21 protein-coding genes are annotated in these 21,939 nt (G+C 70.9%); 3 read left to right on the forward strand and 18 right to left on the reverse strand.

Features of this window, described 5'->3' with window-relative positions; all coding sequences use genetic code 11:
* From gvpJ to KIK09_RS07290, 3 genes are read right to left on the reverse strand one after another with little or no spacing between them, the layout of a single operon-like run.
* The gene (gene gvpJ / locus KIK09_RS07280; protein WP_214317820.1) at positions 1–399 is read right to left on the reverse strand and encodes a gas vesicle protein GvpJ; all 399 of its coding nucleotides are present in this window, start codon (positions 397–399) and stop codon (positions 1–3) included.
* Between the two features lie 19 nt (positions 400–418).
* On the reverse strand, positions 419–1,648 hold the full coding sequence (locus KIK09_RS07285; protein WP_214317821.1) for an SRPBCC family protein: 1,230 nt from the start codon (positions 1,646–1,648) through the stop codon (positions 419–421).
* A gap of 6 nt (positions 1,649–1,654) precedes the next feature.
* Complete coding sequence (locus KIK09_RS07290; protein ID WP_214317822.1) at positions 1,655–2,119, reverse strand: hypothetical protein; 465 nt, start codon at positions 2,117–2,119, stop codon at positions 1,655–1,657.
* 255 nt (positions 2,120–2,374) lie between these two features.
* Between KIK09_RS07290 and KIK09_RS07295 the strand changes: the two genes are divergently transcribed.
* From KIK09_RS07295 to KIK09_RS07305, 3 genes are all read left to right on the forward strand, one after another.
* Positions 2,375–2,560: a hypothetical protein gene (locus tag KIK09_RS07295; protein WP_214318091.1), complete on the forward strand. Its 186-nt coding sequence runs from the start codon at positions 2,375–2,377 to the stop codon at positions 2,558–2,560.
* A 69-nt stretch (positions 2,561–2,629) separates the two neighbouring features.
* Positions 2,630–3,151 carry a DUF6328 family protein gene (locus KIK09_RS07300; RefSeq protein WP_275956002.1) on the forward strand — a complete coding sequence of 174 codons (522 nt, stop codon included), beginning with the start codon at positions 2,630–2,632 and terminating at the stop codon, positions 3,149–3,151.
* A 59-nt stretch (positions 3,152–3,210) separates the two neighbouring features.
* Entirely contained in the window at positions 3,211–4,125 is a 915-nt protein-coding gene (locus tag KIK09_RS07305) for a cation diffusion facilitator family transporter (protein WP_214317824.1), read from the forward strand.
* An 88-nt stretch (positions 4,126–4,213) separates the two neighbouring features.
* On the opposite strand, the gene KIK09_RS07310 is transcribed toward KIK09_RS07305, so the two are convergent.
* The 15 genes from KIK09_RS07310 to KIK09_RS07380 all read right to left on the reverse strand — a co-directional run bounded on the left by KIK09_RS07310 (position 4,214) and on the right by KIK09_RS07380 (position 21,936).
* The gene (locus KIK09_RS07310; RefSeq protein WP_214318075.1) at positions 4,214–5,791 is read right to left on the reverse strand and encodes a dipeptide ABC transporter ATP-binding protein; all 1,578 of its coding nucleotides are present in this window, start codon (positions 5,789–5,791) and stop codon (positions 4,214–4,216) included.
* Positions 5,791–6,594: an ABC transporter permease gene (locus KIK09_RS07315; protein ID WP_214317825.1), complete on the reverse strand. Its 804-nt coding sequence runs from the start codon at positions 6,592–6,594 to the stop codon at positions 5,791–5,793. The genes KIK09_RS07310 and KIK09_RS07315 overlap by 1 nt, the downstream gene beginning before the upstream one ends.
* Positions 6,595–6,600: 6 nt before the next feature.
* On the reverse strand, positions 6,601–7,506 hold the full coding sequence (locus KIK09_RS07320) for an ABC transporter permease (protein ID WP_214317826.1): 906 nt from the start codon (positions 7,504–7,506) through the stop codon (positions 6,601–6,603).
* On the reverse strand, positions 7,503–9,098 hold the full coding sequence (locus tag KIK09_RS07325) for an ABC transporter substrate-binding protein (RefSeq protein WP_308163957.1): 1,596 nt from the start codon (positions 9,096–9,098) through the stop codon (positions 7,503–7,505). Before KIK09_RS07325 ends, KIK09_RS07320 begins: the two co-directional genes overlap by 4 nt.
* Positions 9,095–10,189: an LLM class flavin-dependent oxidoreductase gene (locus tag KIK09_RS07330; RefSeq protein WP_214317827.1), complete on the reverse strand. Its 1,095-nt coding sequence runs from the start codon at positions 10,187–10,189 to the stop codon at positions 9,095–9,097. The genes KIK09_RS07325 and KIK09_RS07330 overlap by 4 nt, the downstream gene beginning before the upstream one ends.
* Entirely contained in the window at positions 10,186–11,220 is a 1,035-nt protein-coding gene (locus tag KIK09_RS07335; RefSeq protein ID WP_214317828.1) for an LLM class flavin-dependent oxidoreductase, read from the reverse strand. Before KIK09_RS07335 ends, KIK09_RS07330 begins: the two co-directional genes overlap by 4 nt.
* Positions 11,217–12,350, reverse strand: coding sequence for an LLM class flavin-dependent oxidoreductase (locus tag KIK09_RS07340; protein WP_214317829.1), 1,134 nt, complete (start codon positions 12,348–12,350; stop codon positions 11,217–11,219). The genes KIK09_RS07335 and KIK09_RS07340 overlap by 4 nt, the downstream gene beginning before the upstream one ends.
* Positions 12,347–13,666: an NtaA/DmoA family FMN-dependent monooxygenase gene (locus tag KIK09_RS07345; protein ID WP_214317830.1), complete on the reverse strand. Its 1,320-nt coding sequence runs from the start codon at positions 13,664–13,666 to the stop codon at positions 12,347–12,349. The genes KIK09_RS07340 and KIK09_RS07345 overlap by 4 nt, the downstream gene beginning before the upstream one ends.
* Positions 13,663–14,574 carry a glutathione S-transferase C-terminal domain-containing protein gene (locus KIK09_RS07350; protein ID WP_308163958.1) on the reverse strand — a complete coding sequence of 304 codons (912 nt, stop codon included), beginning with the start codon at positions 14,572–14,574 and terminating at the stop codon, positions 13,663–13,665. The genes KIK09_RS07345 and KIK09_RS07350 overlap by 4 nt, the downstream gene beginning before the upstream one ends.
* A 15-nt stretch (positions 14,575–14,589) precedes the next feature.
* Complete coding sequence (locus KIK09_RS07355) at positions 14,590–14,880, reverse strand: flavin reductase family protein (protein WP_308163975.1); 291 nt, start codon at positions 14,878–14,880, stop codon at positions 14,590–14,592.
* A 433-nt stretch (positions 14,881–15,313) separates the two neighbouring features.
* Positions 15,314–17,632 (reverse strand): cation-translocating P-type ATPase, encoded by a 2,319-nt coding sequence (locus KIK09_RS07360; protein WP_308163959.1) that lies wholly within the window; start codon positions 17,630–17,632, stop codon positions 15,314–15,316.
* On the reverse strand, positions 17,629–18,423 hold the full coding sequence (locus tag KIK09_RS07365) for a universal stress protein (RefSeq protein ID WP_214317831.1): 795 nt from the start codon (positions 18,421–18,423) through the stop codon (positions 17,629–17,631). Before KIK09_RS07365 ends, KIK09_RS07360 begins: the two co-directional genes overlap by 4 nt.
* On the reverse strand, positions 18,420–19,805 hold the full coding sequence (locus KIK09_RS07370) for an MBL fold metallo-hydrolase RNA specificity domain-containing protein (RefSeq protein ID WP_214317832.1): 1,386 nt from the start codon (positions 19,803–19,805) through the stop codon (positions 18,420–18,422). Before KIK09_RS07370 ends, KIK09_RS07365 begins: the two co-directional genes overlap by 4 nt.
* Positions 19,806–19,876: 71 nt before the next feature.
* Positions 19,877–20,971 carry an acetate/propionate family kinase gene (locus tag KIK09_RS07375; RefSeq protein WP_214317833.1) on the reverse strand — a complete coding sequence of 365 codons (1,095 nt, stop codon included), beginning with the start codon at positions 20,969–20,971 and terminating at the stop codon, positions 19,877–19,879.
* Positions 20,968–21,936: an Acg family FMN-binding oxidoreductase gene (locus KIK09_RS07380; RefSeq protein ID WP_214317834.1), complete on the reverse strand. Its 969-nt coding sequence runs from the start codon at positions 21,934–21,936 to the stop codon at positions 20,968–20,970. The genes KIK09_RS07375 and KIK09_RS07380 overlap by 4 nt, the downstream gene beginning before the upstream one ends.
* Positions 21,937–21,939 lie beyond the last annotated feature (3 nt).

Raw genomic sequence — 21,939 nt, forward strand, 5'->3', positions numbered from 1 at the left:
TCAGTCCTCCTCTTTCTTACGCCGGGACGACTTCTGCCCGTGCTCGTCCACGAAGCCCTGCAGCTTCTCCCCTGCGGCTTCGAGCACACCTTGGGTGACACCCTTGCTCTTGCCGCTGATCGCGCCCTTCTCCATGTTCTGCATGAGCTCGGGCAGCCCCTGCTGGTCGCCGGTCTCGGCGAGGTCCAGCCGGTTCACGGACTCAGCGAAGCGCAGGTAGGTGTCGACGCTGGCCACCACGACGCGGGCGTCGATGGTCAGCAACTCGATGCCGACCAGCGAGACCCTGACGTAGGCGTCGATGACCAGGCCCTTGTCGAGGATGGTGTCGATCACGTCCGCCAGTCCGGACGGAGACGGACGCTCGGCGATTCCACCCGTCGCGGGTTGCACAGTCATTCGCTCTTCCCCTCGATCGTCACCCGCGTTGAGCAGCCGCCCTGCGCCGAGTCGGCCGTGACGGCTCTTCGTCCTGCTGCCTCTGTCGACGCGTCGAACGCTTGGCGGATGCGGCACGGCGGCGGGGTCTGTCTTCCTCTTCTTCTTCTGGCTCCTCGTCTGTCTCCCGGCTCGTTGAACGCACGGTGCGTCCCCTGCCGGATGCGGCACGACGGCGAGGCTTCTCTTCCTCTTCCTCTTCCTCTGGCTCCTCCTCATCCGTCTCCCGGCTCGTTGAACGCGAGGTGCGTCCCCTGCCGGAAGCGGTACGACGGCGAGGCTCTTCCTCTTCTTCCTCCTCTTCTTCGGGTTCCTCTTCCTCCTCGAACTCCTCTTCCGGCTCTTCCTCTTCGAACTCCGCTTCCTCCTGCCCCTGCTCTTCCTGCTCCTCCCGCAGGGCGGTCTCGTGGTCCTTGACCACCTCTCCCTCGTGGATCACACCGCGCCAGCCGCTTCCCTCCATCTCGTCGGGGTTCAGCATGGTCCGCGTCATGACATGCCGGTGGAAGTGCTTGAGCTCAAGGCGTACGCGCCTGCCCTGCGCCCGCCAGAGGTTGCCCATCCGCTCGAACATGCCTTGCGGGTAGTACTCGAGGACGAGCACGACGCGGGTCAGATCCGGAGTGAGGGCGTGGAAGGTGACAGCGCCGTCGACGTGTCCCTTCTGCCCCTTCGACCGCCAGATGATCCGCTTGTCGGGTACCTGCTCGATGATCTGCGCCTCCCAGCCCCGATGGGACAGGAAGATCTGCGCCTTCCAGTTGATTTCCTCGTCGGATTCCTGCTCGACGTTCTCGATCTTCTTCATGAAGTTCGAGAAGTCCTCGAACTGTGTCCACTGGTTGTAGACGACCCGCACGGGTGCGCCGATGTCGATCGTCTCGACGATGTTGGTGACCTTCAGCTTGCCGCTCTTGCCGCTCTTGGCGCCGCCGACCTTGCTCTTGATCGCTTCCTTCGCCCCGCTGAGGAGCGCCGTGCCCGCGGACTTGCCGCCGTCCGACGATCCCAATCCGGTGAGGGCGCCGATGAAGCTGCTCCCGCCGCCTTCGTTGAAGGTGGTGAGCCGTTCGATCGTGGCCTCGACCTTGCCGGTGACGGCGGACAGCGCTCGCTCTGTCAGCGCCTGGGCCAGTCCCTGGAGCGCCGGTGTCAGCGGATTGGGCAGTGTCTCCATGGCCTTTCCTGCCACCTTGGCCTTGCCAGGCATCCGAATTCACCTCCGTCCCCTGGTCACCGGTGAACGGCGAGCCCTCGTGCGCTGCGCGCGGGGCCGTTCCTCGGCATGCTCTTCTTCGGTCTCTTCCTCGGTCTCTTCCTCGGTCTCTTCTTCGGGCTCTTCCTGGTCTTCCGGCTCCTCTTCCTCGCTTGACTGCTTGGGCTGCAGCGACTCGGCCCGATCACGGAGCTTCGTGGTCAGGGAATCGATCTGCTTGCCTGCCGCTGCCATGGCTGCCGCCTTGCCGACCTCCATCAGGTCTCCGCGCAGGCGGTCGGTGATCTTTTCGAGTTCGGGGGACGACCCCAGCATCTTGAGCCCCTGCTTCAGGAAGCCGTCCTCGCTCCGCAGCCCGCGGATGGCCCCGGCCGTAGCCAGGAGCGCCGCCGTGCGCAGCTTGTGACGTCGACCGAGGTAGTAACCTGCCGCCAGGGCCAGCGCCACCTGGGCCTTGCCATTCATCACTAGCCCTCCTTGTCGCCTTGTTGGCTTTGAGACGCCGACGTGCCCCCAAACCGGACCCCATAACGCATATCCGGAAAAAACGGACAGGCTTGACGTTTATGCAGCCCAGGGTTTAACGAGTCGGTTCGGGCTCGATCGGATCAACCGAAGCGCCACGACACGGCAATGATTGCTCTACGCAACAGGGGCACTAGCTGGATGGATCCGCGGGTAGCCGATTGTCGGCCACAGGCAAACGAAGGGAGAGTCATCATGACCGCCTTCCCCATCTGGTCCGTCGCCGGGCTGACCTTCGGCACGGTGCTCGGGGTGGCCGCCGCGTTCGGTGGCCTCAACGCCTTTCTCATCGTGCTCGTCCTCGGCGTTCTCGGCTTCCTGCTCGGACGTGCGCTTGAAGGTGGCTTCGACATGTCATCCATGCGCCCGAGACGCCAGTAGGCCACTCACCCCTGGCCGTTCCCTGGGCCTACCTGATCGGCTGTAGGCAGGCCCTCAGGTTTCGCCGGCATGGCCAGGGCAGGTGGTGGAAAACGGCGGAGGGTGGACATCATCAGAAGATCACATGCGTCCCAGTCGAACCCCGAGACCCAAGATGAGCGGGCCGACCGTAACTTCGTGGAGTTGCTTCAAGGGTTCCGCGTCGCCGTCACCGGTGTGCAGGTCCTGTTCGCGTTCCTGCTGACAGTGCCGTTCTCCATCGGCTTCGCCCGGCTCAACAGCACCGATCGGTGGTTGTACCTGCTCGCGCTGGTCTCCGCCGCGGTCGCCTCGGTGTGTTACATCGCACCGGCCGCACAGCATCGAGTGCTGTTCCGGCAGGGTCTCAAGGACGCGCTCGTCCGCCGCTCGAACAGATACGGCCTGCTCGGCGGGCTCGCCCTGATCGTCTCGATGACGACCGCGACCACTGTCGTGGTCGATTACCTGTACGGCGGGCCGCTCCCGGTGGCGATCGGCGCCGCCCTCGCGATGTTCGCCGGATGGGCCTGGTTCCTCCAGCCCGCCATCGCCCGCTCGAGGAACACCTAGATCAGGGCTTGGACAGTCCCGCATGCGTTTCCCGTCATACCGCTGGGCAGGGGGTGACTATGTCGGATTCCGGATCGAAGCGGGCGACCCTGGCGGCGCTGGCCGCCAACCTGGGCATCGCCGTGACGAAGGTGGTGGCGTTCCTCTTCACCGGGTCCTCGGCCATGCTCGCCGAGGGCATCCACTCCGTCGCCGACACCGCCAACCAGCTGCTGCTGATGCTCGGCCGCAAGCGCGCGGGACGGGAACCCAGCCAGGCCCACCCGTTCGGGTACGGCCGCGAGCGTTACTTCTACGGGTTCCTGGTGTCGGTGGTGCTGTTCTTCGGCGGCGGGCTGTTCGCGCTGTTCGAGGGTTACCAGAAGATCGCGCATCCGCACCCGCTGGAGAGCTGGCCGTGGGCCATCGGCGTGCTGGTGGCCGCGATCGTCATGGAGGGGCTCTCGCTGCGCACGGCCGTACGCACCTCCAACCGGGTGCGCGAGGGACGGTCGTGGGCGCGGTTCATCCGCGAGACGAAGGCGCCGGAGCTGCCGGTGGTGCTGCTGGAGGACACCGCCGCGGTGGCCGGGCTGACGTTCGCGGTGGTGGGCGTGGGGTTGTCGGCCATCACCGGTAACGGAGCCTTCGACGGGGGTGGCTCGGTCGCGATCGGCCTGCTGCTGATCACCGTGGCGGTGATCCTCGCCCGGGAGACCAAGAGCATGATCATCGGCGAGGCCGCATCCCCGGCCGTCCAGGGGAAGATCCGGGACATCCTCGCCAACGAGGCGTCCATCCGCGGCTACGCCCACCTGCGCACCCTGCACCTGGGGCCCGAGGACCTGCTCGTGGCCGCGCACGTCACGATGCGGACGGCGCAGAGCTCGGGAGAGGCCGCGCGGGCACTGGAGGAGGCGGAGCGGCAGATCCGCGAGCGCGTCCCGATCACCTCCGCGGTCTACCTCCAGCCGGTCCCCCCAACCGGGGAATGAGCCTTACGGCACAGACGAGCCCAACCCGGGGACCGGCGGGTTCAGAGACCACCATCCCGACCCGTGGATCCGGGCACTGGAGGCGGTGCTAGAGCGAAGGCACCCGCATCCGCGGCACCGCGGCGACCAGAGCCTGCGTGTAGGGGTGCCTGGGCCGGATGAACACCTCGTCGACGTCTCCCTCCTCCACCACGAGGCCGTCCTTCATGACGAGGACGCGGTCGGCGACATGGTGGACGACGCCCAGGTCGTGGGAGATGAACAGCATCGCGGTGCCGTACTCGGCCTGGATGTCGGCGAGCAGGTCGAGGACCTGGGCCTGGACGGAGACGTCGAGCGCGGAGACGGGCTCGTCGCAGACAAGCACGTCGGGGCGGGGTCCGAGGGCGCGGGCGATGGCCACCCGCTGGCGCTGGCCGCCGGACAGCTCCCGCGGGTGGCGGGCGGCGGTCTCGGGCGGCAGGCCGACGCGGGCCAGCAGGTCGAGGACGCGTTCCCCGCGTTCGGCCCGTGGCAGGCGGAGCGGTTCGGCGATCAGGCGGGCGACGGTGTGGCGCGGGTCGAAGGAGTCCAGCGGGTTCTGCGAGATGAGCTGGATCCTGGGCCGGAGCGGGCGGCGGGCGCCTTCGCGCTGGTGGCTCCATGGTCGCCGGTGCAGGGTGATCTGGCCGGCGTCGGGTTCGAGCAGGCCGAGGGCGAGACGGGCGAGCGTGGTCTTGCCCGAGCCGGACTCGCCGACGATGCCGAGGGTCTCGCCCTCGCGCAGCGTGAAAGTGACGTCGTCCACCACGCGGCGGGGGCCGTAGGAGCGGGTGAGCGCGGTCCCGGCGAGGACCTCGGTCGATGGATTGATGGCCGGGCGGGTTCGGGGGGTGCCGGTGGTGAGCCGGGTGCCTCGGGAGGCGGCCGAGGGGACGGCGGTCAGCAGCGCCTTGGTGTAGTCGTGCGCCGGCGCGGCCAGCACGTCTGCGGCGGGCCCCTCCTCCACGACCAGGCCGTCCTTCATGACGAGGATGCGGTCGGCGATCGAGGCGACGACGGCCAGGTCGTGGCTGATGAGCAGCAGTGCCGTCCCTGCGGCCTTACGCTCGGCGAGCAGGCGCAGGATCTGGGCCTGGATGGTGACGTCGAGCGCGGTGGTGGGCTCGTCGGCGATGATCAGCTCGGGGTCGGCGGCGATGGCGGAGGCGATCAGCGCCCGCTGCCTCAGCCCGCCGGAGAGCTGGTGGGGATGCTGCCGGGCCCGCAGCGCGGGCTCGGGCACACCCACCGCTTCGAGCAGCTCAAGCACCCTGCCCGTACGGCCGGCCCGGGGAACGACGTCGTGCTCGGCGAGCACCTCGGCGATCTCGGCGCCCACGGTGCGCAGCGGGTCGAGCGACCCGAGCGCGTCCTGGAGGACGAGGCCGGCGAACTTGCCGCGCAGCCGCCGCCAGTCGCGCTGGGTGAAGGCGAGCGCGTCCCGGCCGGAAACACGGAACGCCGTGGCTCGCACGGTCGAGCCCGGACCGGTCAGGCCGAGCAGGGTGCGCGCCGTGACGCTCTTGCCCGAGCCGGACTCGCCGACGATCGCCACGCACTCACCGGCCGCGACCGACAGCGACAGCCCGTGGACGACCTCGGTCCCGCCGAAGCTCACCCGCAGGTCCTCCACGTCCAGCAGCATCACGGTGTTCTCCCTTCGAAACGGCGTTGCAGGCGCCGTCCGACGACGGTCAGGCAGACAACGGTGAGCGTGATCGCCAGGCCCGGGAAGAGCGCCTCCCACCAGGCGACCCGCAGGTAGTTCCGGGCCTCGGAGAGCATCGCGCCCCACTCGGCGGACGGCGGCTGCGGCCCCATGCCGAGGAAACTGAGCCCCGAGCTGGCGATCACGGCCTGGCCGAGGCCGATGGTGGCCAGCACGGGAATCGGGCCGAGCACGTTGGGCAGCACGTGCGCGAGGCTGATCGCCAGGCGGGTCCGGCCGAACGTGAGCGCCTGCTCGACGTAGCCGGAGTGGCGGACAACAAAGGTCTGGGCCCGGATCACGCGTGCGTAGTGGGGGACCTGGGCGACGCCGATCGCGAAGATGACATTGACCGTGCCGGGGCCGGTGATCGCCACGACGAGCAGTGCGAGCAGCAGCTCGGGCAGAGTGGACAGAACGTCGAAAGAGCGGGCCAGCGCCTCGTCCAGCCATTTCGGCGACAGCCCGGCGGCCAGTCCCAGCAGGATGCCGGAGGCCACGGCCAGGGCGGTGGCGGCGACGCCGATGCTGATGGAGTGCCGGGCACCGTACACGACCCTGGTCAGCAGATCGCGGCCGAGATGGTCACTTCCCAGCCAGTGGGCGGCGCTGGGCGAGGCGAGCGCTTTCAGCGGGTCGGCGGCCAATGGATCGGTGGAGGTCAGGAGCCCGGGTGCGGCGACGGCGATCGCGAGCAACGCGAGGAAGGCCACCGGAAGGAGGGTCTTGGGACCCCGCATCGCCGATCAGCCTCGGATCCGGGGGTCGACGACCCGGTAGGCCAGGTCGAGCAGGGTGCTGATGGTCACGTACACGACCGCCGACAGCAGGACGACGGCCATCACGACGGGCATGTCGCGGCCCGTCACCGCCTGCGCGGCCACCTGGCCGAGGCCCGGACGCCCGAACAGCGCCTCGGTGATCACCGCGCCGCCCAGCAGGGTCCCGGCGAACCATCCGGCCAGCGTCAGGGCGGGGATGAGCGCGTGCCGCAGGGCGTGCCGGGCGACCAGGGCGCGTTCGGTGAGCCCGCGTGCCCTGGCCGTCACCGCGAAAGGCTGCTCGAGCGCCCGTTCCAGACCTGTGCGCAGCACCTGGCCGAGCACGCCGGCGATGGGGAGGCCGAGCGCGAGTGCGGGCAGTACCAGCGACTGCGGCCCCTGCGCGCCGGAGACCGGGAACCAGCCGAGCGTGAAGGAGAAGACCGACAGCAGCACGATCCCGATGAGGAACGGGGGGACGGACACCGACACCAGCTCGACCGCCGAGGCGGCGCCGCGCAGCCATCGGCCCTTGCCCGCGGTGACAATCGCGATGACCCCGGCCAGTGTCACCCCGGTTCCCGCCGCGGCGAGCGTGAGCTCCGCGGTCGGCCCGACCTGGGTGGCCAGGATCTCGCCGACGCCGCGCTGAAGCTGGTAAGAGCGGCCGAGGTCACCGTGGAGGAGCCGCCACAGATACGACAGGTACTGGACGATCTCCGGCCGGTCGAGCCCCCACTCGGCGATGATCCTGGCCCGGATCTCGGGAGTGTCCGGGCCGTCGCCGATCAGGATGTCGATGGTGTCGCCGGGGGCGAGCAGCAGCGCGACGTAGGAGGTCGTGGCGGCGGCCCATAAGACCGCCAGCCCGGTGCCCAGTCGTCTGATCATGTGGCGATCCGTACGTCGTACGCACTGGCCGGAGTGCCGGAGGCCGGATCGAAGCCGAGGCCCTGCACGCTCCTGTGCGCCGCGATCTGGTCGGCGGGCACGTAGAGGGGGAAGACGAGAATGTTGCCGGCCACGGTCGACTGCTGGACCTTCGCGTAGAGCTCCTTTCGCTCGGCCTGGTCCGTGGTGGCGGAGGCGGTGGCGAGCCACTTGTCCACCTCGGGGTCGGAGAAGTGGGTGCGGTTGATGGCGCCCCTCTCCGACAGGAGAAGGTTGAGCGCGGCGCCGGCGTCGGAGTCGCCCCGGGAGTTGCCGAAGAGCTCGTACTGGTCGTCGTCCAGAGCCTTCTGCGCGGCGCCCTGGTCCACGATCTTGACCTGGAAGTCGATGCCGGCGTTCTGCTTGACCTGGGCCTGGATGGCCTGGGCGAGGATGTCGCGGCGGTCCCTGACGAAGGCCGACGCGGCGACCTCGCGCACGGTCAGGCGCTTGCCGTCCTTGACCCGGTATCCCTCCGCGTCATGCTGCTTCCAGCCGGCGGCGTCGAGCAGGGTGTTGGCCTTGGCCAGGTCGGCGGTGTAGGCGCCCTCGAGGGCGGCGTCGTAGAACGGGCTCCTCTTGCCGACGATGCTCCACGCCCGGGTCGCGGTGCCCTGGTAGACGGAGCGCAGCACGGCCTCGACGTCCACGGCCTCGCGGAACGCCTCCCGCACCCGCTTGTCGTCGAAGGGCGCGTGGGAGGTGTTGAAGTAGTAGGAGTAGGCGGTGCCCGAGTTCAGCGACGTCTTCAGCACCAGGTCGGAGTCCTTCTTGATCAGGTCGACCTCGGTGGCGGGGACGCCCTCGATGACCTGCACCTGGCCGGAGGTGAGCGCGCCGACGCGGACCGCCGCCTCGGGCAACAGCCGGTAGGTGATCTCCGACAGGTAGGCGGGTCCCTGGTGTGCCGCCCCGGCGGGCGGCCACGTGTAGGCGAGATTGCGCCGGTAGTGGATCTCCTGCCCTTGGACGAACCGGTCCAGGATGAACGGCCCGGTTCCCACGAGGTCGGGACCGCCGAACTTCAGGTTCTTGGCGCTCTTCAGCGACTTCGGCGAGACCTGCCCGGAGTACGGCGAGGCGAGGAAGTCCAGGAACAGCCCGTCGGGCTCCCTCAGCGTGATCTTCAGCTGGTACCGCGACACGACCTCGGCCTTGTCGAAGGCTCGCAGTTGGATCGCGGCGACCGCGGGGTTGTAGCCGGACACCCGGAACTGGTCCAGGTTGGCCTTGACGGAGGCGGCGTCGAACGGCGTGCCGTCGTGGAAGGTGACGTCGTCGCGCAGGTCGAGGGTGTAGGTCAGGCCGTCGCCCGACACCTTCCACGACTTGGCCAGCCATGGACGGAACGAGCCGTCCTCGGCCTTGGACACCAGCGCGTCGAACTGGTTGAACACCAGCAGCCGCGCCTTGTTCTGCGCCCACAGCTGCGGGTTGAACGTGATCGGCTGCGTCTCGACGGCCCACGTCAACGCGTTGCTCGGGGAGGTCTGGGCGGGTTGCGCACCGCACGCGGCAACGGCCAGCAGGAGGGCGGGGATCAGGCGCTTCACGGGCGGTTCCAGGTCTCGGCGAGCAACTCGTAGGAGCGCACGCGGTCTTCGTGGTCATGGGTGATGGTCGTGATGAGCAGTTCGTCGGCGCCGGTCACGCGGCGGAGCACGCGCAGCCGCTCGGCCACCTGCTCGGGCGAGCCGACGAACTGGGTGTCGATGCGGTCCCTGACCAGCTCGCGGTCGGCGTCGGTCCAGACGTGGGCGTCCGCCTCCGCCGCCGTGGGGTAGGGCATCGCTCCTGCGCCGGTCCTGATGCTGCGGACCCACAGGCCGTAGCCTCGGGCCAGCTCGCGGGCGCGCGCCTCGGTCTCGGCCACCACCGCGTCCGCCGAGACGATCACGTACGGCTCGGCCAGCCGGTCCGACGGTTTGAAGGCCTCCCGGTAGGCGCCGACGGCCTCCAGCACCGATGACGGGCTGACGTGGTAGTTGGCGGCGAACGGCAGGCCGCGCTCCCCCGCCACCTGGGCGCTCTGCCCACCGCTGCTGCCGAGGATCCACACCTCCACCTCGGCGTGCTCGCCGGGGATGGCATGGGCCTGGTGCGTGCCGTACAGGAAGGCCAGGACGTCGTCGATCTGGTCGGCGAAGTCGGGAGTCCGGGCGCCGGGCTGCTGCAGCAGCGTCGCGTGATGGGCCAGGTGGGGATGCTTGGCGAGCAGCGACCAGTCGAACGGCGGCGGGATGAGCAGCCCGCCCACCACCTTGGCCTCCTTCCGCTCGAAGGCGGCGTTCTTGGCGAGTTCGGCGCGGCGCTGGCCGGAGCGGCCGATCCCGAGGTCGACGCGCCCCGGATGGAGCGCGTCGATGAGGCCGAACTGCTCGACCACCGACAGCGGCGTCTGGTGCCCGAGCTGGACGGCTCCCGATCCGACCCGGATCCTGGACGTGGCCGCGGCCACGAGGCCGATCAGCACGGCCGGGGCCGAGCCGGCGACGCCGGGCGCGAGGTGGTGCTCGGCCAGCCAGTAACGGTGGTAGCCGAACCTCTCGGCCCGGCGGGCGAGGTCGAGGGTGTTGCGCAGCGCGTCGCCCGCCGTGCCGCCCGACACGATCGGGGCGAGGTCGAGGATGGACAGCAACGTCATGCGGCACCTCCGGGGAACGGTCTGCTGGGGATCTCCGCCCGCAGCACGGGCGCGATCTCGGCCTGGAACAGCTCCAGCGCCTCGCGGTGCTGCTTCGGCGTGAGCCCGTCGGCGTCGGCGTGCAGGTGCATGACCTCGTGCCCGAACCGCTTGTGGTAGCGCAGCACCTTGTCGACGATCTGCTGTGGGCTGCCGACCAGGATGGAGCTGCGCTCGATGGCGTCCTCCAGGGTCGGGAAGACGATCGGCAGCCCGAGCCGGCGCTGGAAGGCGACGCGGGCGTCGAAGACCGGCCGGTAGGCGGCGATGGCCTCCTGCGAGGTCCTGGCGGCGTAGTAGCCTGCCGTACCCGCGCCCACCAGCGCGCCGGCCGGGTCGTGACCGTGGTGGGCCCAGCGCTCGCGGTAGTGGTCGATCAGCTCGGCATACGGGCCGATGGGGTTGGTGACGTTGGCGGAGAAGAGCGGGTCGCCGTAGCGGGCGGCCAGGTCCACCGACTCCTTGCTGGTGGCGCTGCCGTGCCAGACGCGGATCGGCCGCTGCAGCGGCCGCGGCCAGGTCTCGGCGTCGGTGAGGGAGGGCCGGAAGCGGCCGGTCCAGGTCACCTTGTCCTCCCGCCACAGGCGGCGGAACAGCTCGTACCCTTCCCGGTTGCGCTCCCACTGGTCCTCGGCCGTGACGTGGAACAGCTGGGCCTGCGCGGCGCCGTTCCCCTTGCCGATGATCAACTCCAGCCGGCCTTCCGACAGGTGGTCGAGCGTGGCGTAGTCCTCGTAGGCCCGCACCGGGTCCAGCAGGCTCAGCGTGGTGACGGCGGTGAACAGTCTGATCCTGGACGTCTTGGCGGCGATGTGGCTGAGCACCACCGGCGGCGAGGAGGAGATGAACGGCCGCTCGTGCCGCTCCCCCACGCCGAACCCGTCGAAGCCGAGCTCCTCGGCCAGCACCGCGTTGTCGACGACCTCGCGGAAGCGTTCGGTGGGTGAGCGATCGTCGTTGTGGACGATCAGCGTGATGGCAAGAAATTTCATGAAACCTCCGCGTAGCGGCTGGCCGGGCGTGGCAGGCCGAGCAGCCCGCGCAGCGTGGCGGCCTCGTACTCGTGACGGAACACCCCGCGCGTCCGCAACTCGGCCGTCAGCTCGCGGGTGATCCGCTCGAGGTCGTACGGCAGCGCGCCCGGCCGCAGCCGGAACCCCTGGATCCCGGCTCGCCGCCACTCCACCAGCAGGTCGGCCAGTTCCCCAGCGGTCCCGGTGAAGATCGCGGCATCGGAGACGAGTTCGGCCCCGTCCAGTTCGTCGAGCCGCGCCTTGCGCCCGGCCGCCTCCGGTCCCAGGAACACGACCAGGTCGGCGAAGATTTGCAGATCTTCCGAGAGTCCCCTGATCTCCCGGACGATCGCGTGGGCGTGCTCGGCCGAGCGCGGCGTGACGAACACCACGTCCGCGCTGCTCGCGGCGAACTCGTACGGCAGGCGCGCGTGCGCCAGCGCGGCCACCACCGGCTGGCCCTGCGGTGAGCGTGGCGTGATCGACGGCCCCTTGACCGAGAAGAACCGCCCGGCGAAGTCGATGTAATGAAGTTTGTCCCGGTCGATGAACCGGCCTGTCGGCACGTCGCGGATCTCCGCGTCGTCCTCCCAGCTGTCCCACAGCCGCCGCGCCACCTCCACCGCGTCGGCGGCCTCGGCGAACAGGTCCCGGACGTGCGGGGCCGCGGGATCCACGGCAGGGATTTCCCTCCGGCCGAAGTGCCGGGCCTCCGTGGCACGCGGGGAGAGCTGCGCCCGCCACCCCGCCCGGCCGCGACTGACGTGGTCGAGCGTCGCGATGCCGATGGCCACGTGGAACGGCTCGGTGTGCGTGGTGGTGGCCGTCGGCACCAGCCCGATCCTGCTGGTGAGCGGAGCGAGCCTGGCCGCGAGCAGCACCGCGTCGAAGCGGCCCCGTACCTGGTCGACGCGGTCGTCGGGGCCGTCGGGCAGAGTGGACTGCAGGGCCAGGGCGTCCTCGATGGTGACGAAGTCGAGCAGCCCGCGCTCGGCCTCGGCCACCAGATCCGCCCAGCGGCGGGCCGAGAAGACATCCGCGGGGGCATCGCGCCAGGCCGCGGGGTGCCAGCCCGCCCCGTCCAGTGCCACGGCAAGGTGCAACGTCATGCCAGCTCCAAATGATCACGGAGGGTGGTCCCCGCGTAGTCCGTGCGGAAGACGCCACGCTCCTGCAGCAGGGGGACCACGCGGTCCACGAACTCGTCCAGCCCGCCGGGCGTCAGGTGCGGCACCAGGATGAATCCGTCGGCGGCATCGGCCTGCACGTGCTCGTCGATCAGCCGGGCCACCGTCTCCGGCGTGCCGACGAAGGTCTGCCGCCCGGTCACCTCGATGACCAGCTCACGGATCGTCAGCCCCTTCTCCGCGGCCAGCGCCCGCCATTTGGCGGCCACGGCGGCCCGGTCCTTGATCGGCACCCGGCCCTGGGAGACGCCTTCGGATGGATCGGGGTCGACATCCGGCAGCGGGCCGTCCGGGTCGTAGGCCGACATGTCGCGACCCCACACCTGCTCCAGGAACGCGAGCGCGGTCTGCGGCCCGACCTGCAGGCGCCGGATGGCGGCGGCGTTGTGGGCGGCCTCCTCCTCGGTGTCGCCCAGCGCGAACGTCACCCCCGGCATGATCTTCAGCTGGTTCGGCCGGCGGCCGTACCCGGCCAGACGGCGCTTGACATCGGCGTAGAACCGCCGGCCGTCCTCCAGCTTGCCGTGCGGGGTGAAGATCACGTCGGCGTGGGCGGCGGCGAACTCGCGGCCGTCGTCGGAGTCGCCCGCCTGGATGATCACAGGGTGCCCCTGCGGGCTGTGGGGAAGCGTGAACCGGCCCTCGACCGTGAAGTGCGTGCCCCGATGTTCGACGGTTGCGATGGCGCCCGGCCGGACGAACGTGCCCGTTCCCGGGTCGGCGGCGATCGCGTCCGGCTGCCAGGAATCCCACAGCTGCCGTGCCAGCTGGACGAACTCGGCGGCCCGCCGGTACCGGTCGGCGCGGTCGAGGTACCCGCCCCGGCGGAAGTTCTCCCCGGTGAAGGCGTCGGAGGTGGTCACCACGTTCCACGCGGCCCGGCCCTCGCTCAGGTGGTCGAGCGTCGACAGCCGCCTGGCCAGCTCGTAGGGCTCGTTGAAGGTGGCGTTGACGGTCCCGGCCAGGCCCAGCCGATCCGTGACCGCCGCCAGGGCGCTGAGCACGGTGAGCGCCTCCGGCCGCCCCACCACGTCCAGATCGTGGATGCGGCCCTTGAGCTCGCGCAGCCGTAACCCCTCGGCCAGGAAGAAGAAGTCGAACCGGCCGCGCTCGGCGGTCCGCGCCAGGTGGACGAACGAGTCGAAGTCGATCTGGCTGCCGGACCGGGGGTCGGTCCAGACGGTGGTGTTGTTGACGCCGGGGAAGTGGGCCGCCAGGTGGACCTGCTTGCGCGTCATCGGCCACGCCCGTGCGGGGCGTCCCAGGTGGCAGCCAGCCCCTCGGTCGTCTCCCTGAAGGCGGGCCGCTGGTACAGGTCCCGCGCATACGGCCACAGGTAGTCGAAATCGGTCAGCTCGCGCTCGCTGATGAGGTGGCCGCGGTTGTGCTCGGCGTCGAACCTGGCCAGCGTCACCCACAGCCGCACGTCCGCCTCGGTGATCGTGTCACCGGTCAGGAAGCGCTGCTCGGCCAGGCGCTCGTCCAGGCGTTCCAGTGCCGCGACGACCCGGTGGCGCTCCTGCTCGCGATCGTCCTCGGCAGTGGCGCGGGCCACACGGGAGACGCCGGTGTTGATGTCGTGGTAGATCCACCCGTTCAACGTGTTGATCTCCGGCCGCAGCGCGTCCGGATACAGGTTGACGGAGGGGTCGGCCCACCGCTCGAACTGGGTGGCGAGGTCGATCGTGATGTCGGGGAAGTTGTTGCTGACGATCGTGCCGGTTTGCCTGTCCCACAGCACGGGGACCGAGATGTGCCCGCCGTACCCCCGCTCTGTCGCGTCGTAGGCCTGCTCCAGCAGCGTGAAGCCGTTCACCGGGTCGGGCCCGCGATGCTCGCGGAAGGCCCACCCCCGCCCGTCGCGCTCGTCGTCCACGTACGACAGCGAGACCACGTCCTCCAGGCCCGTGAGCCGGCGGACGATCGCGGCGCGGTGCGCGTACGGGCACACCCAGGCGACGTAGAGGTGGTAGCGGCCAGGTTCGGCGCGGAACCCGCTGGAACCGTCGGCGGTGATCCGGCCGCGGAAGGGATAGACCGGGCGGTTCCAGTCCGGGGAGAGATGCAGGCGGCCGGGGCCGTAGTGACCGTACGCGTCGTGATCGACGGGGCCGGCGTAGGCGGGCGTCTGCGTGGAGATGGGCACGGGGTCCTCCGGAGTTCAGGAGTCGGGATGGGCCAGGAAGCGCCCGAAGCGGCCCTGGTGGTAAAGGAGCGGGCGGCCTGGGGTGTGCACGTCGGCTTCGGCCACCAGGCCGACGACCAGGATGTGGTCGCCGACTTCGGCTCTCTCGTACGGCAGGCAGATCAGGTGCGCCGAGACCTCGAGCAGCAACGGCGCGCCCAGCGGTCCCGGTCGCCAGCGGGTGGGCGCGGCGAAGCGGTCGATGCTCCTGCGGGCGAAGCGGGCGGCGAGTTCGGCCTGGTCGCTGGACAGGATGTTGACCGCGATCGATCACCACGACCCCGCTGGCGTGTACGGCGAGCGCCTGCCTGAACTGGGCGGCCGCGACGGCGCGATCGGGCATGGTGTCGGTCATGCGGGCGTCCACGTGCGGGTTTCTGAAGGAGTAGAGGTCACTGATGGCACGATCACGAGAGGATTCCTCACGGAAGACGGCATGCTCACGCGAAGCCCGGACGGATGTCAGGGACGCGGAGGGCGGGGTCGTCGGAGGGAGCGTGGGCGGCGTCGGCCACGCTGGGAGCACGAGGGTCGGATGCTGCTGCTACGGATTCGTGATCAACGACACTGCGCGCTGGCGACGTGGCCGAAGTCCACGTGCGGGCGCCTGGTCAGGAGGAAACCCTGGCTCATACCTACGACGCTAAGCCGCGCTTCACCCGAAGTCAATATTTCCTACCTGTTTAGAAGGTAATTGCTCTCACTCCATGTGGTGGAGGATGCGGTCCAGGCGAACAGCCGCGTAGCCGAGGACCGACAGGGCCAGGACGATCAGCAGGTCGCCCAGGGCGAGCGGCTGGGTGCCGAGGAGCTCGCGCAGCGGCGGCAGGTAGAGCGCGGCCAGCTGGAGCAGCAGGGCGCCGCCGATGGCGAGCAGCAGCATCGGGTTGGCCAGCGTCCGGGGCCGGGCGCGGGAGCCGAGGCCGACGCCGAGCTGGGCGGCGCCGAGGGCGAAGAACGCCATGCTCTGCCAGGGCCGCCCGGTCTGCTGCGCCCAGACGGCGACGCCGAGCGTGACGAGGGTGAGCACGACGGCGATCCGGATGACCCGCTGCCACAGCCCGGCTCCGAGGATGCTCTGGCTGGGCGGCCGCGGCGGCCGTTCCATGGATCCCGGTACGGCGGGCTCGCCGCCCAGCGCCACGCCGGGCAGCCCGTGCGTGAGCAGGTTGATCCAGAGGATCTGGGCGGGCAGCAGCGGCAGCGCCAGCCCGGCGAACGGCCCGAGCAGCATGACGGCGATCTCCGCGGCTCCCCCGGACAGGGCGTAGACGAGGAAGCGGCGGATGTTGGCGTAGACCCTGCGGCCCTCCTCGACGGCCGCCACGACGGTGTTCAGGTCGTCGTCGGCCAGGACCAGGTCAGCGGCCTGCCGGGCGACCTCGGTGCCGCGCCGGCCCATGGCCACGCCGATGTCGGCGCGGCGCAGCGCGGGCCCGTCGTTGACGCCGTCTCCGGTCATGGCCAGGATGTCGCCCCGGTCACGGAGCTCCTGGATGATGTCGAGCTTGTGTTCCGGCGCGGCCCGGGCGTGCACCTCGTCGATCCCCAGCTCCGCGGCGACCGCGTGGGCGGTGCTCGGATGGTCGCCGGTGATGAGGACCGGCCTGATGCCCGCGCGGCGGCAGGCGGCGATGGTGGCGGCGGCCGCCTTGCGCGGCGGGTCCACGATGGCGACCAGGCCGAGCAGGGGCAGCCCGAGTTCCTCGATCGTTTCCGGGAGTGTGTCGAGGTCGGCGGCGGTGACGGCCAGGACCCGGCAGCCGGACCGGGCGTACCTGTCCGCCTGCTCGATCGCGGCCTGGTCCGTGAGGAGCACCTCGGGGGCGCCCTTGCAGATGACGCGGTAGCGGCCGTCGGGAAGGCGGTGCACGGTGGTCATGCGCTTGCGCACGCTGTCGAAGGGGCGCTCGGCCACCCGGGGGAAGCGGTCATGCAGCACGGCCCGGTCCAGGCCGTCCTCGGCCGCGGCGGTCAGCAGGGCCACCTCGGTCGGATCTCCCAGGGCCTGCCCGTCGGAAAGGCGCGCGTCGTTGCAGAGCACGGCGGCGGTCAGGAGTTCGGTGGTGCTCCGGGTCGGCCACAGGTGGCCCACCGTCATCTTGCCCTCGGTGAGGGTGCCGGTCTTGTCGGTGGCCAGGACGGTCACCGAGCCGAGCGTCTCGACGGCGGGCAGCCTGCGCACCAGGGCGTTGCGCGCGGCCATCCGGCGCGCGCCCAGCGCCAGGCTGAGGGTGACGACCGCGGGAAGCGACTCGGGCACCGCCGCGACCACCAGGCTGATCGCGGTCACCACCATCAGCTCGAGGTTCTGGCCCCGCGCGAGCCCCAGGGCCAGCACGACGGCGCACAGCAGGACGGTGACCGCGGCGAGCATCCGGCCGATGCCCACCAGCCGCCGCTGCAACGGCGTCAGGCCGGATCCCTTGACCATCATGGCGGCGATGCGGCCCATCGCACCGGCCGCTCCGACCGCGGTCACGACGGCGGTGCCGCGCCCGCGTACCACGACGGTGCCCGAGGAGACCTGGTCGGCTTCGCCCTTGTCGACGGGCACCGACTCACCCGTCAGCGCGGATTCGTCGACGAGCAGCGACTCGGCCCGCGTCACGGTGGCGTCGGCCGGGACGATGTCCCCCTCGGCCAGGACGACGAGGTCCTCCCGCACGATGTCGGCGGCGGGGATCTGCCGCTGGTGGCCGTCCCTGATCACCCGGGCGGCGGGTGCGGTGAGGCGCTCCAGGGCTCCGATGGCCTGGTCGGCGCGGATCTCCTGCACGACGCCGACCGTGGTGTTGACCACGACGACCAGCAGGATGACCGCCATGTCGGTCCAGTCGCGGGTGACGGCGGTGAGCGCGGCGGCGATCAGCAGGACGACGATCAGCGGGTCACGCAGCTGCGTCAGAACCCGCCGCCACCACGGCACCGGCGGTTTCCGCGGAAGCAGGTTGGCACCCTCCCGCTGGAGCCGTTCGGCCGCCTGGGCCGTGGTCAGGCCTGAAGTGAGAACCGTCACCGCCCTGCCTCCGAGGGCCCGACCACGGCCAGCGGGCACGAGGCGTGGTGCAGCAGGGCCTGGCTGACCGAGCCGAGGACCATCCCGGCCACCGCACCGTGTCCCCGTGAGCCGACGACCAGCAGCTCCGCTCCCGTCCCCGCCTCCCTCAGCACCGTGGCGGGATCCCCGTCCACCACCTGCTCGACGACGGCGACGCCTAGATGGCGCTCGCGCGACTCCGCCAGGAGCTTGAGCGCGTCCGGCGGCTCGTCCTCGGCCCTGACGTGTACGGCGAGCAGCCGGGCATCGCGCAGAGCCGCCTCGGCGAAGGCGAACTCCAGCGCGGCCACGTTCCCTGACACGCCGACCACCACCTCGTTCCGCGCCTCCCGCGGGAGCCCGCGTACGACGACCACGGGACACGGAGCGTGGCCGGCCACGCCGTAGGCGACCGAGCCGATCAGCAGCCCGCGCACGCCGCCGACGCCGTGGTTGCCGACGACCAGGAGCTCCGCATCGGCGGCCGCCCGGATGAGCGCCGTACGCGGATCGCCAGGCAGATAGCGGCTCGTCAGGGAGACCTCGGGGCGTTCCTGCCGGGCCCGCTCCGCCGCGGCCTCCAGCACCTCGGTCGCGCTCTGCCGCATCCACGCGGCGACCTCGGAGTAGCGGCCGCTGTCGGTCTCGCACGCCCAGCGCGGCATCGCGTAGGCGACGGTGAGATCGGCCCCTCGCAGGCCCGCCTCCCTCGCGGCCCAGGCAGCCGCTTCACGGGCGGCGTGCGATCCGTCGACGCCGGCGAGAATCATTGCTCCTCCCCCAGCAGCACGTGCTCGTCCTGTTTGGGGACCACGGCGTGCCAACCCAGCTCGGCGTCGATACGGTCGCGCAGGGTTCGGGCCGCGGCGGGCTCGCCGTGCACGACGTAGGTGACCGACGGTGGTCGAACGGCGGTCGACAGCCAGGCGATCATCTCGTCGGCGTCGGCGTGCACGGAGAACCCGGGCAGGTCGACGATCTCCGCTCTGACCGGCACGTACCGTCCGTGGATCTTCACCGAGGGCGCTCCGTCCACCAGGGCGCGTGCCCGGGTGCCGAGCGCGGCGAACCCCACGATCAGCACGCTCATCCGCGGATCGGGCAGGAAGCGCGCCAGATGGTGCAGCACGCGCCCGCCGGAGGCCATCCCCGAGGCGGAGATGACGATCGAAGGCTCGGCGGGGTGGTTCACCGTCTCCGACTCCTCGGCGGTGCGCAGCTCGCGCACCCAGCTGGGGTCCAGCGTGTCGGCGGTGAGTCCCGGGCGCAGCTCGTCCGCGCCGGCGGCGATCGCCTCGAGGTAGACGTCCCTGGCCGCCAGGCCCATGGGGCTGTCCACGTAGACCGGCACGGGCGGCACCAGGCCCGCCTGGCGCAGCTCGCGCAGCCGGTAAAGGATCACCTCGGTCCGGTCGACGGCGAAGGCCGGGATCAGAACCGAGCCGCCGCGGTCGATCGTCCTGGTGATCGCGTCCGCCAGGTCGCGCATCGTGGTCGCGTCGTCGTGCCGGCGGTTGCCGTAGGTCGACTCCACCAGCAGGACGTCCGCGCCCTCGAACGGCTCGGGGGGCCGCAGCAGCGGATGGGCCGCGCGTCCCAGGTCCCCCGTGTGCACCAGCCGCGTACCGCCTGCCAGCGTCAGCTCCACCCATGAGGAGCCGAGGATGTGACCGGCCCGGTGCATCCGCAGGCGCGCACCGTCCACGTCGGCGACGCCCTGTTCGGTCGTGACGATCAGGTCCAGCGCGCGGGCGACGTCCTTCTCGTCGTACAGGGGCAGCGCGGGCACGTGCTTGGACCAGCCGTTGGCGTTGGCGTTCGCGGCCTCATCCGCCATCAGGTGGGCGCTGTCACGCAGGACGATCGCGACCAGGTCCGCGGTGCGGGGCGTGGTGTGGACGGGTCCGGTGAAGCCCTGCCGTACCAGGGCGGGTAGGTAGCCGCAGTGGTCGAGATGGGCATGGCTGAGGATCACCGACGACACGCTGTCGGCCGCGAAAGGGAACTGCGCCCAGTTGCGCCGCCGCAGCTCCCGCTGTCCCTGGAACAGGCCGCAGTCCAGCAGGATGCGGCCGCCCTCCGCCTGGTCCAGGAGGAACTTGCTACCTGTGACGGTGCCGACCCCACCGAGAAAACGCAGAACAGACCTCATGCCACCAGGCTTCGCCCCGCCGGGCCGCGACGACAGGGCCAAAGGTCCCGAGCCAGGCCGCCGGTCGTCAGCTACGCCTGACCTGTCAGGGTGGCGGTCTGGTGGGCGATCTCCCATTCCTCGTCCGCGGGGATGATCAGGACGCGGACCTCGGAGTCGGAGATGGTCTCGCGGTGGGCGGCGTTGTGCCGTGGGTCGAGGTGGATGCCCAGGCGTTCGAGCCCGGTCAGGGACCCGGCGCGGATGCCGGCGTCGTGCTCGCCCACTCCCCCGGTGAGGACGATGGCGTCCACGTGGCCGAGCAGCGCGTAGTAGGCGCCCACGTACTTGCGGATCCGGTGGCAGTACACCTGCCTGGCCAGCAGGGCGTCCGGGTCGCCGAGCTCGGCGCGGCGCCGTACCTCGCGCATGTCGGCCGAGCCCGTCAGGCCGAGCAGGCCGCTGCGGCGGGTGAGCGCGTCCGCGCCCAGCTCGGCGGCCAGGTACGGGTCGACGTCTCCGCTGCGGGTGCCCATGACCAGGCCTTCCGCCGGCGTGGCGCCCATGGAGGTATCGATGCTGCGGCCTGCGCGGATCGCGGTGGCGCTGGCGCCGTTGCCCAGGTGCAGCACGATCAGGTCGGGTTCGGGGCGGCCGAGGATCTCGGCGGCGCGGCGGGTGGCGTAGGAGCACGAGGTGCCGTGGAAGCCGAAGCGCCGCACCCCTGCCTCGCGTGGCACGGCGTAGGTGTAGGCCTCGGGCGGCATGCTCTGGTGGAAGGCGGTGTCGAACACCGCCACCTGCGGCACCCCGGGGAAGGCCGTCGCGGCGGCCCGTATCCCGGCCAGGTTGACCGGGTTGTGCAGCGGGGCGAGCGGCGCGAGCTCGTCGATCGCCGCCATCACGGCGTCGTCGACCGGCACGGGCCCGTGGAAGCGGGTGCCGCCGTGGACGACCCGGTGCCCGATCGCGGCCGGCCGTACCTCTTTCAGCAGCTCCAACGCCGCGCCGAACGCGGCCGCGTGGTCGGCGAAGGGCCCCTCGCGGGTGTACGGCGGGCGGCCCTCGACCCGGTGCGTGAGCGACCCGTCGAGCTCGGCGAGCCCGCGGATCGGCCGGGTGTCCGCCTTCAGGTCGACCAGCTCGTACTTGACCGACGACGAGCCGGCGTTGAAGACGAGGATCATGAGTCGGTCAGGTCGGTGAGCGGGCGGCGGACGCCGTGGCCCTCCTCGGCGGTGATGCCGAGCCTCATGATCATCTGCGGGTAGGCGCCCGCGCATATCCGCTGCCGCAGGAAGTCGCGCAGGTGAGGTTCCTCCAGCGCCTGGGTGTGGAAGGCGGCGCTGATCCCGTGCGCCGCGGCGTGCAGCAGGACCCGCTGCAGCGCCTGCCCGGCCGCCAGCCACGCCTCGCGGGTGTCCTGGCGGGTGGTCAGCAGTGCCACCACCCCGGTGGCGCTGGACGTGCGCTGGTCGGTGTCGGTGCCCCACGGGTGCAGGTGGGCGTAGTCGCGCTGGGCGAACTCCCCTGCCGCCTGCTTCGGGTAGGCGTCGGCAGGCACACCGTCACCACGAGGGCTCCCTGGCGGGCGCGCCCACCGGATGACCTCGAGCGTGAAGGGCTGGTCCTGCGACTGGACGGCCTGGGCCGCCTCGGTGAGCGCGGCCAGGGCCCGCACGGCGGCGGGCGCCCCGACCGGCGTGAAGGTGGCCCCCTCGGCGGCGGCCTCGCGCTCCCACTGCTCCACCAGCCGCTCGGGCACCGGCGTCTCGGTGAATCCGGTCCGGTGCGTGCGCCGCCGCTCGATCTGCCCGGCCAGCATCCGGGTGTGCTCGTCCGGCTCGACGTCCGGGCCGAGCCGTACCGTGGCCATCAAGGAGGGCCGGTCGGGATCGGGCAGGATCCGCACGATCGGCTCGCGGCCGGCCTGGCGCAGCGCCGTGCGGAGGTTGAAGATGGCTGCCCCGCAGCTGATCTGCAGTTCCCTGCCGCCCGGGTCCTCCAGGGCCAGCTTGCGATCGGTGTCCGCACGGACGGCGATCTCCTCGCCCGAGACCGCGAAGGACCAGGGCTGGGTGTTGTGCACCGACGGCGCCCACCGCGCCGCCTCAAGCCCGGAGTGAATCGCCTGGTCAGCAGTGGTATTCATATC

The organism is Nonomuraea sediminis (genome assembly GCF_018531495.1).
In the GTDB taxonomy this organism is placed as follows: domain Bacteria; phylum Actinomycetota; class Actinomycetes; order Streptosporangiales; family Streptosporangiaceae; genus Nonomuraea; species Nonomuraea sediminis.

Coding starts and splice junctions, on each gene's coding strand:
- gvpJ (WP_214317820.1), bottom strand. CDS start 399: ATGACTGTGCAACCCGCGACGGGTGGAATCGCCGAGCGTCCGTCTCCG.
- KIK09_RS07285 (WP_214317821.1), bottom strand. CDS start 1,648: ATGCCTGGCAAGGCCAAGGTGGCAGGAAAGGCCATGGAGACACTGCCC.
- KIK09_RS07290 (WP_214317822.1), bottom strand. CDS start 2,119: ATGAATGGCAAGGCCCAGGTGGCGCTGGCCCTGGCGGCAGGTTACTAC.
- KIK09_RS07295 (WP_214318091.1), top strand. CDS start 2,375: ATGACCGCCTTCCCCATCTGGTCCGTCGCCGGGCTGACCTTCGGCACG.
- KIK09_RS07300 (WP_275956002.1), top strand. CDS start 2,630: ATGGCCAGGGCAGGTGGTGGAAAACGGCGGAGGGTGGACATCATCAGA.
- KIK09_RS07305 (WP_214317824.1), top strand. CDS start 3,211: ATGTCGGATTCCGGATCGAAGCGGGCGACCCTGGCGGCGCTGGCCGCC.
- KIK09_RS07310 (WP_214318075.1), bottom strand. CDS start 5,791: ATGCTGCTGGACGTGGAGGACCTGCGGGTGAGCTTCGGCGGGACCGAG.
- KIK09_RS07315 (WP_214317825.1), bottom strand. CDS start 6,594: ATGCGGGGTCCCAAGACCCTCCTTCCGGTGGCCTTCCTCGCGTTGCTC.
- KIK09_RS07320 (WP_214317826.1), bottom strand. CDS start 7,506: ATGATCAGACGACTGGGCACCGGGCTGGCGGTCTTATGGGCCGCCGCC.
- KIK09_RS07330 (WP_214317827.1), bottom strand. CDS start 10,189: ATGACGTTGCTGTCCATCCTCGACCTCGCCCCGATCGTGTCGGGCGGC.
- KIK09_RS07335 (WP_214317828.1), bottom strand. CDS start 11,220: ATGAAATTTCTTGCCATCACGCTGATCGTCCACAACGACGATCGCTCA.
- KIK09_RS07340 (WP_214317829.1), bottom strand. CDS start 12,350: ATGACGTTGCACCTTGCCGTGGCACTGGACGGGGCGGGCTGGCACCCC.
- KIK09_RS07345 (WP_214317830.1), bottom strand. CDS start 13,666: ATGACGCGCAAGCAGGTCCACCTGGCGGCCCACTTCCCCGGCGTCAAC.
- KIK09_RS07365 (WP_214317831.1), bottom strand. CDS start 18,423: ATGATTCTCGCCGGCGTCGACGGATCGCACGCCGCCCGTGAAGCGGCT.
- KIK09_RS07370 (WP_214317832.1), bottom strand. CDS start 19,805: ATGAGGTCTGTTCTGCGTTTTCTCGGTGGGGTCGGCACCGTCACAGGT.
- KIK09_RS07375 (WP_214317833.1), bottom strand. CDS start 20,971: ATGATCCTCGTCTTCAACGCCGGCTCGTCGTCGGTCAAGTACGAGCTG.
- KIK09_RS07380 (WP_214317834.1), bottom strand. CDS start 21,936: ATGAATACCACTGCTGACCAGGCGATTCACTCCGGGCTTGAGGCGGCG.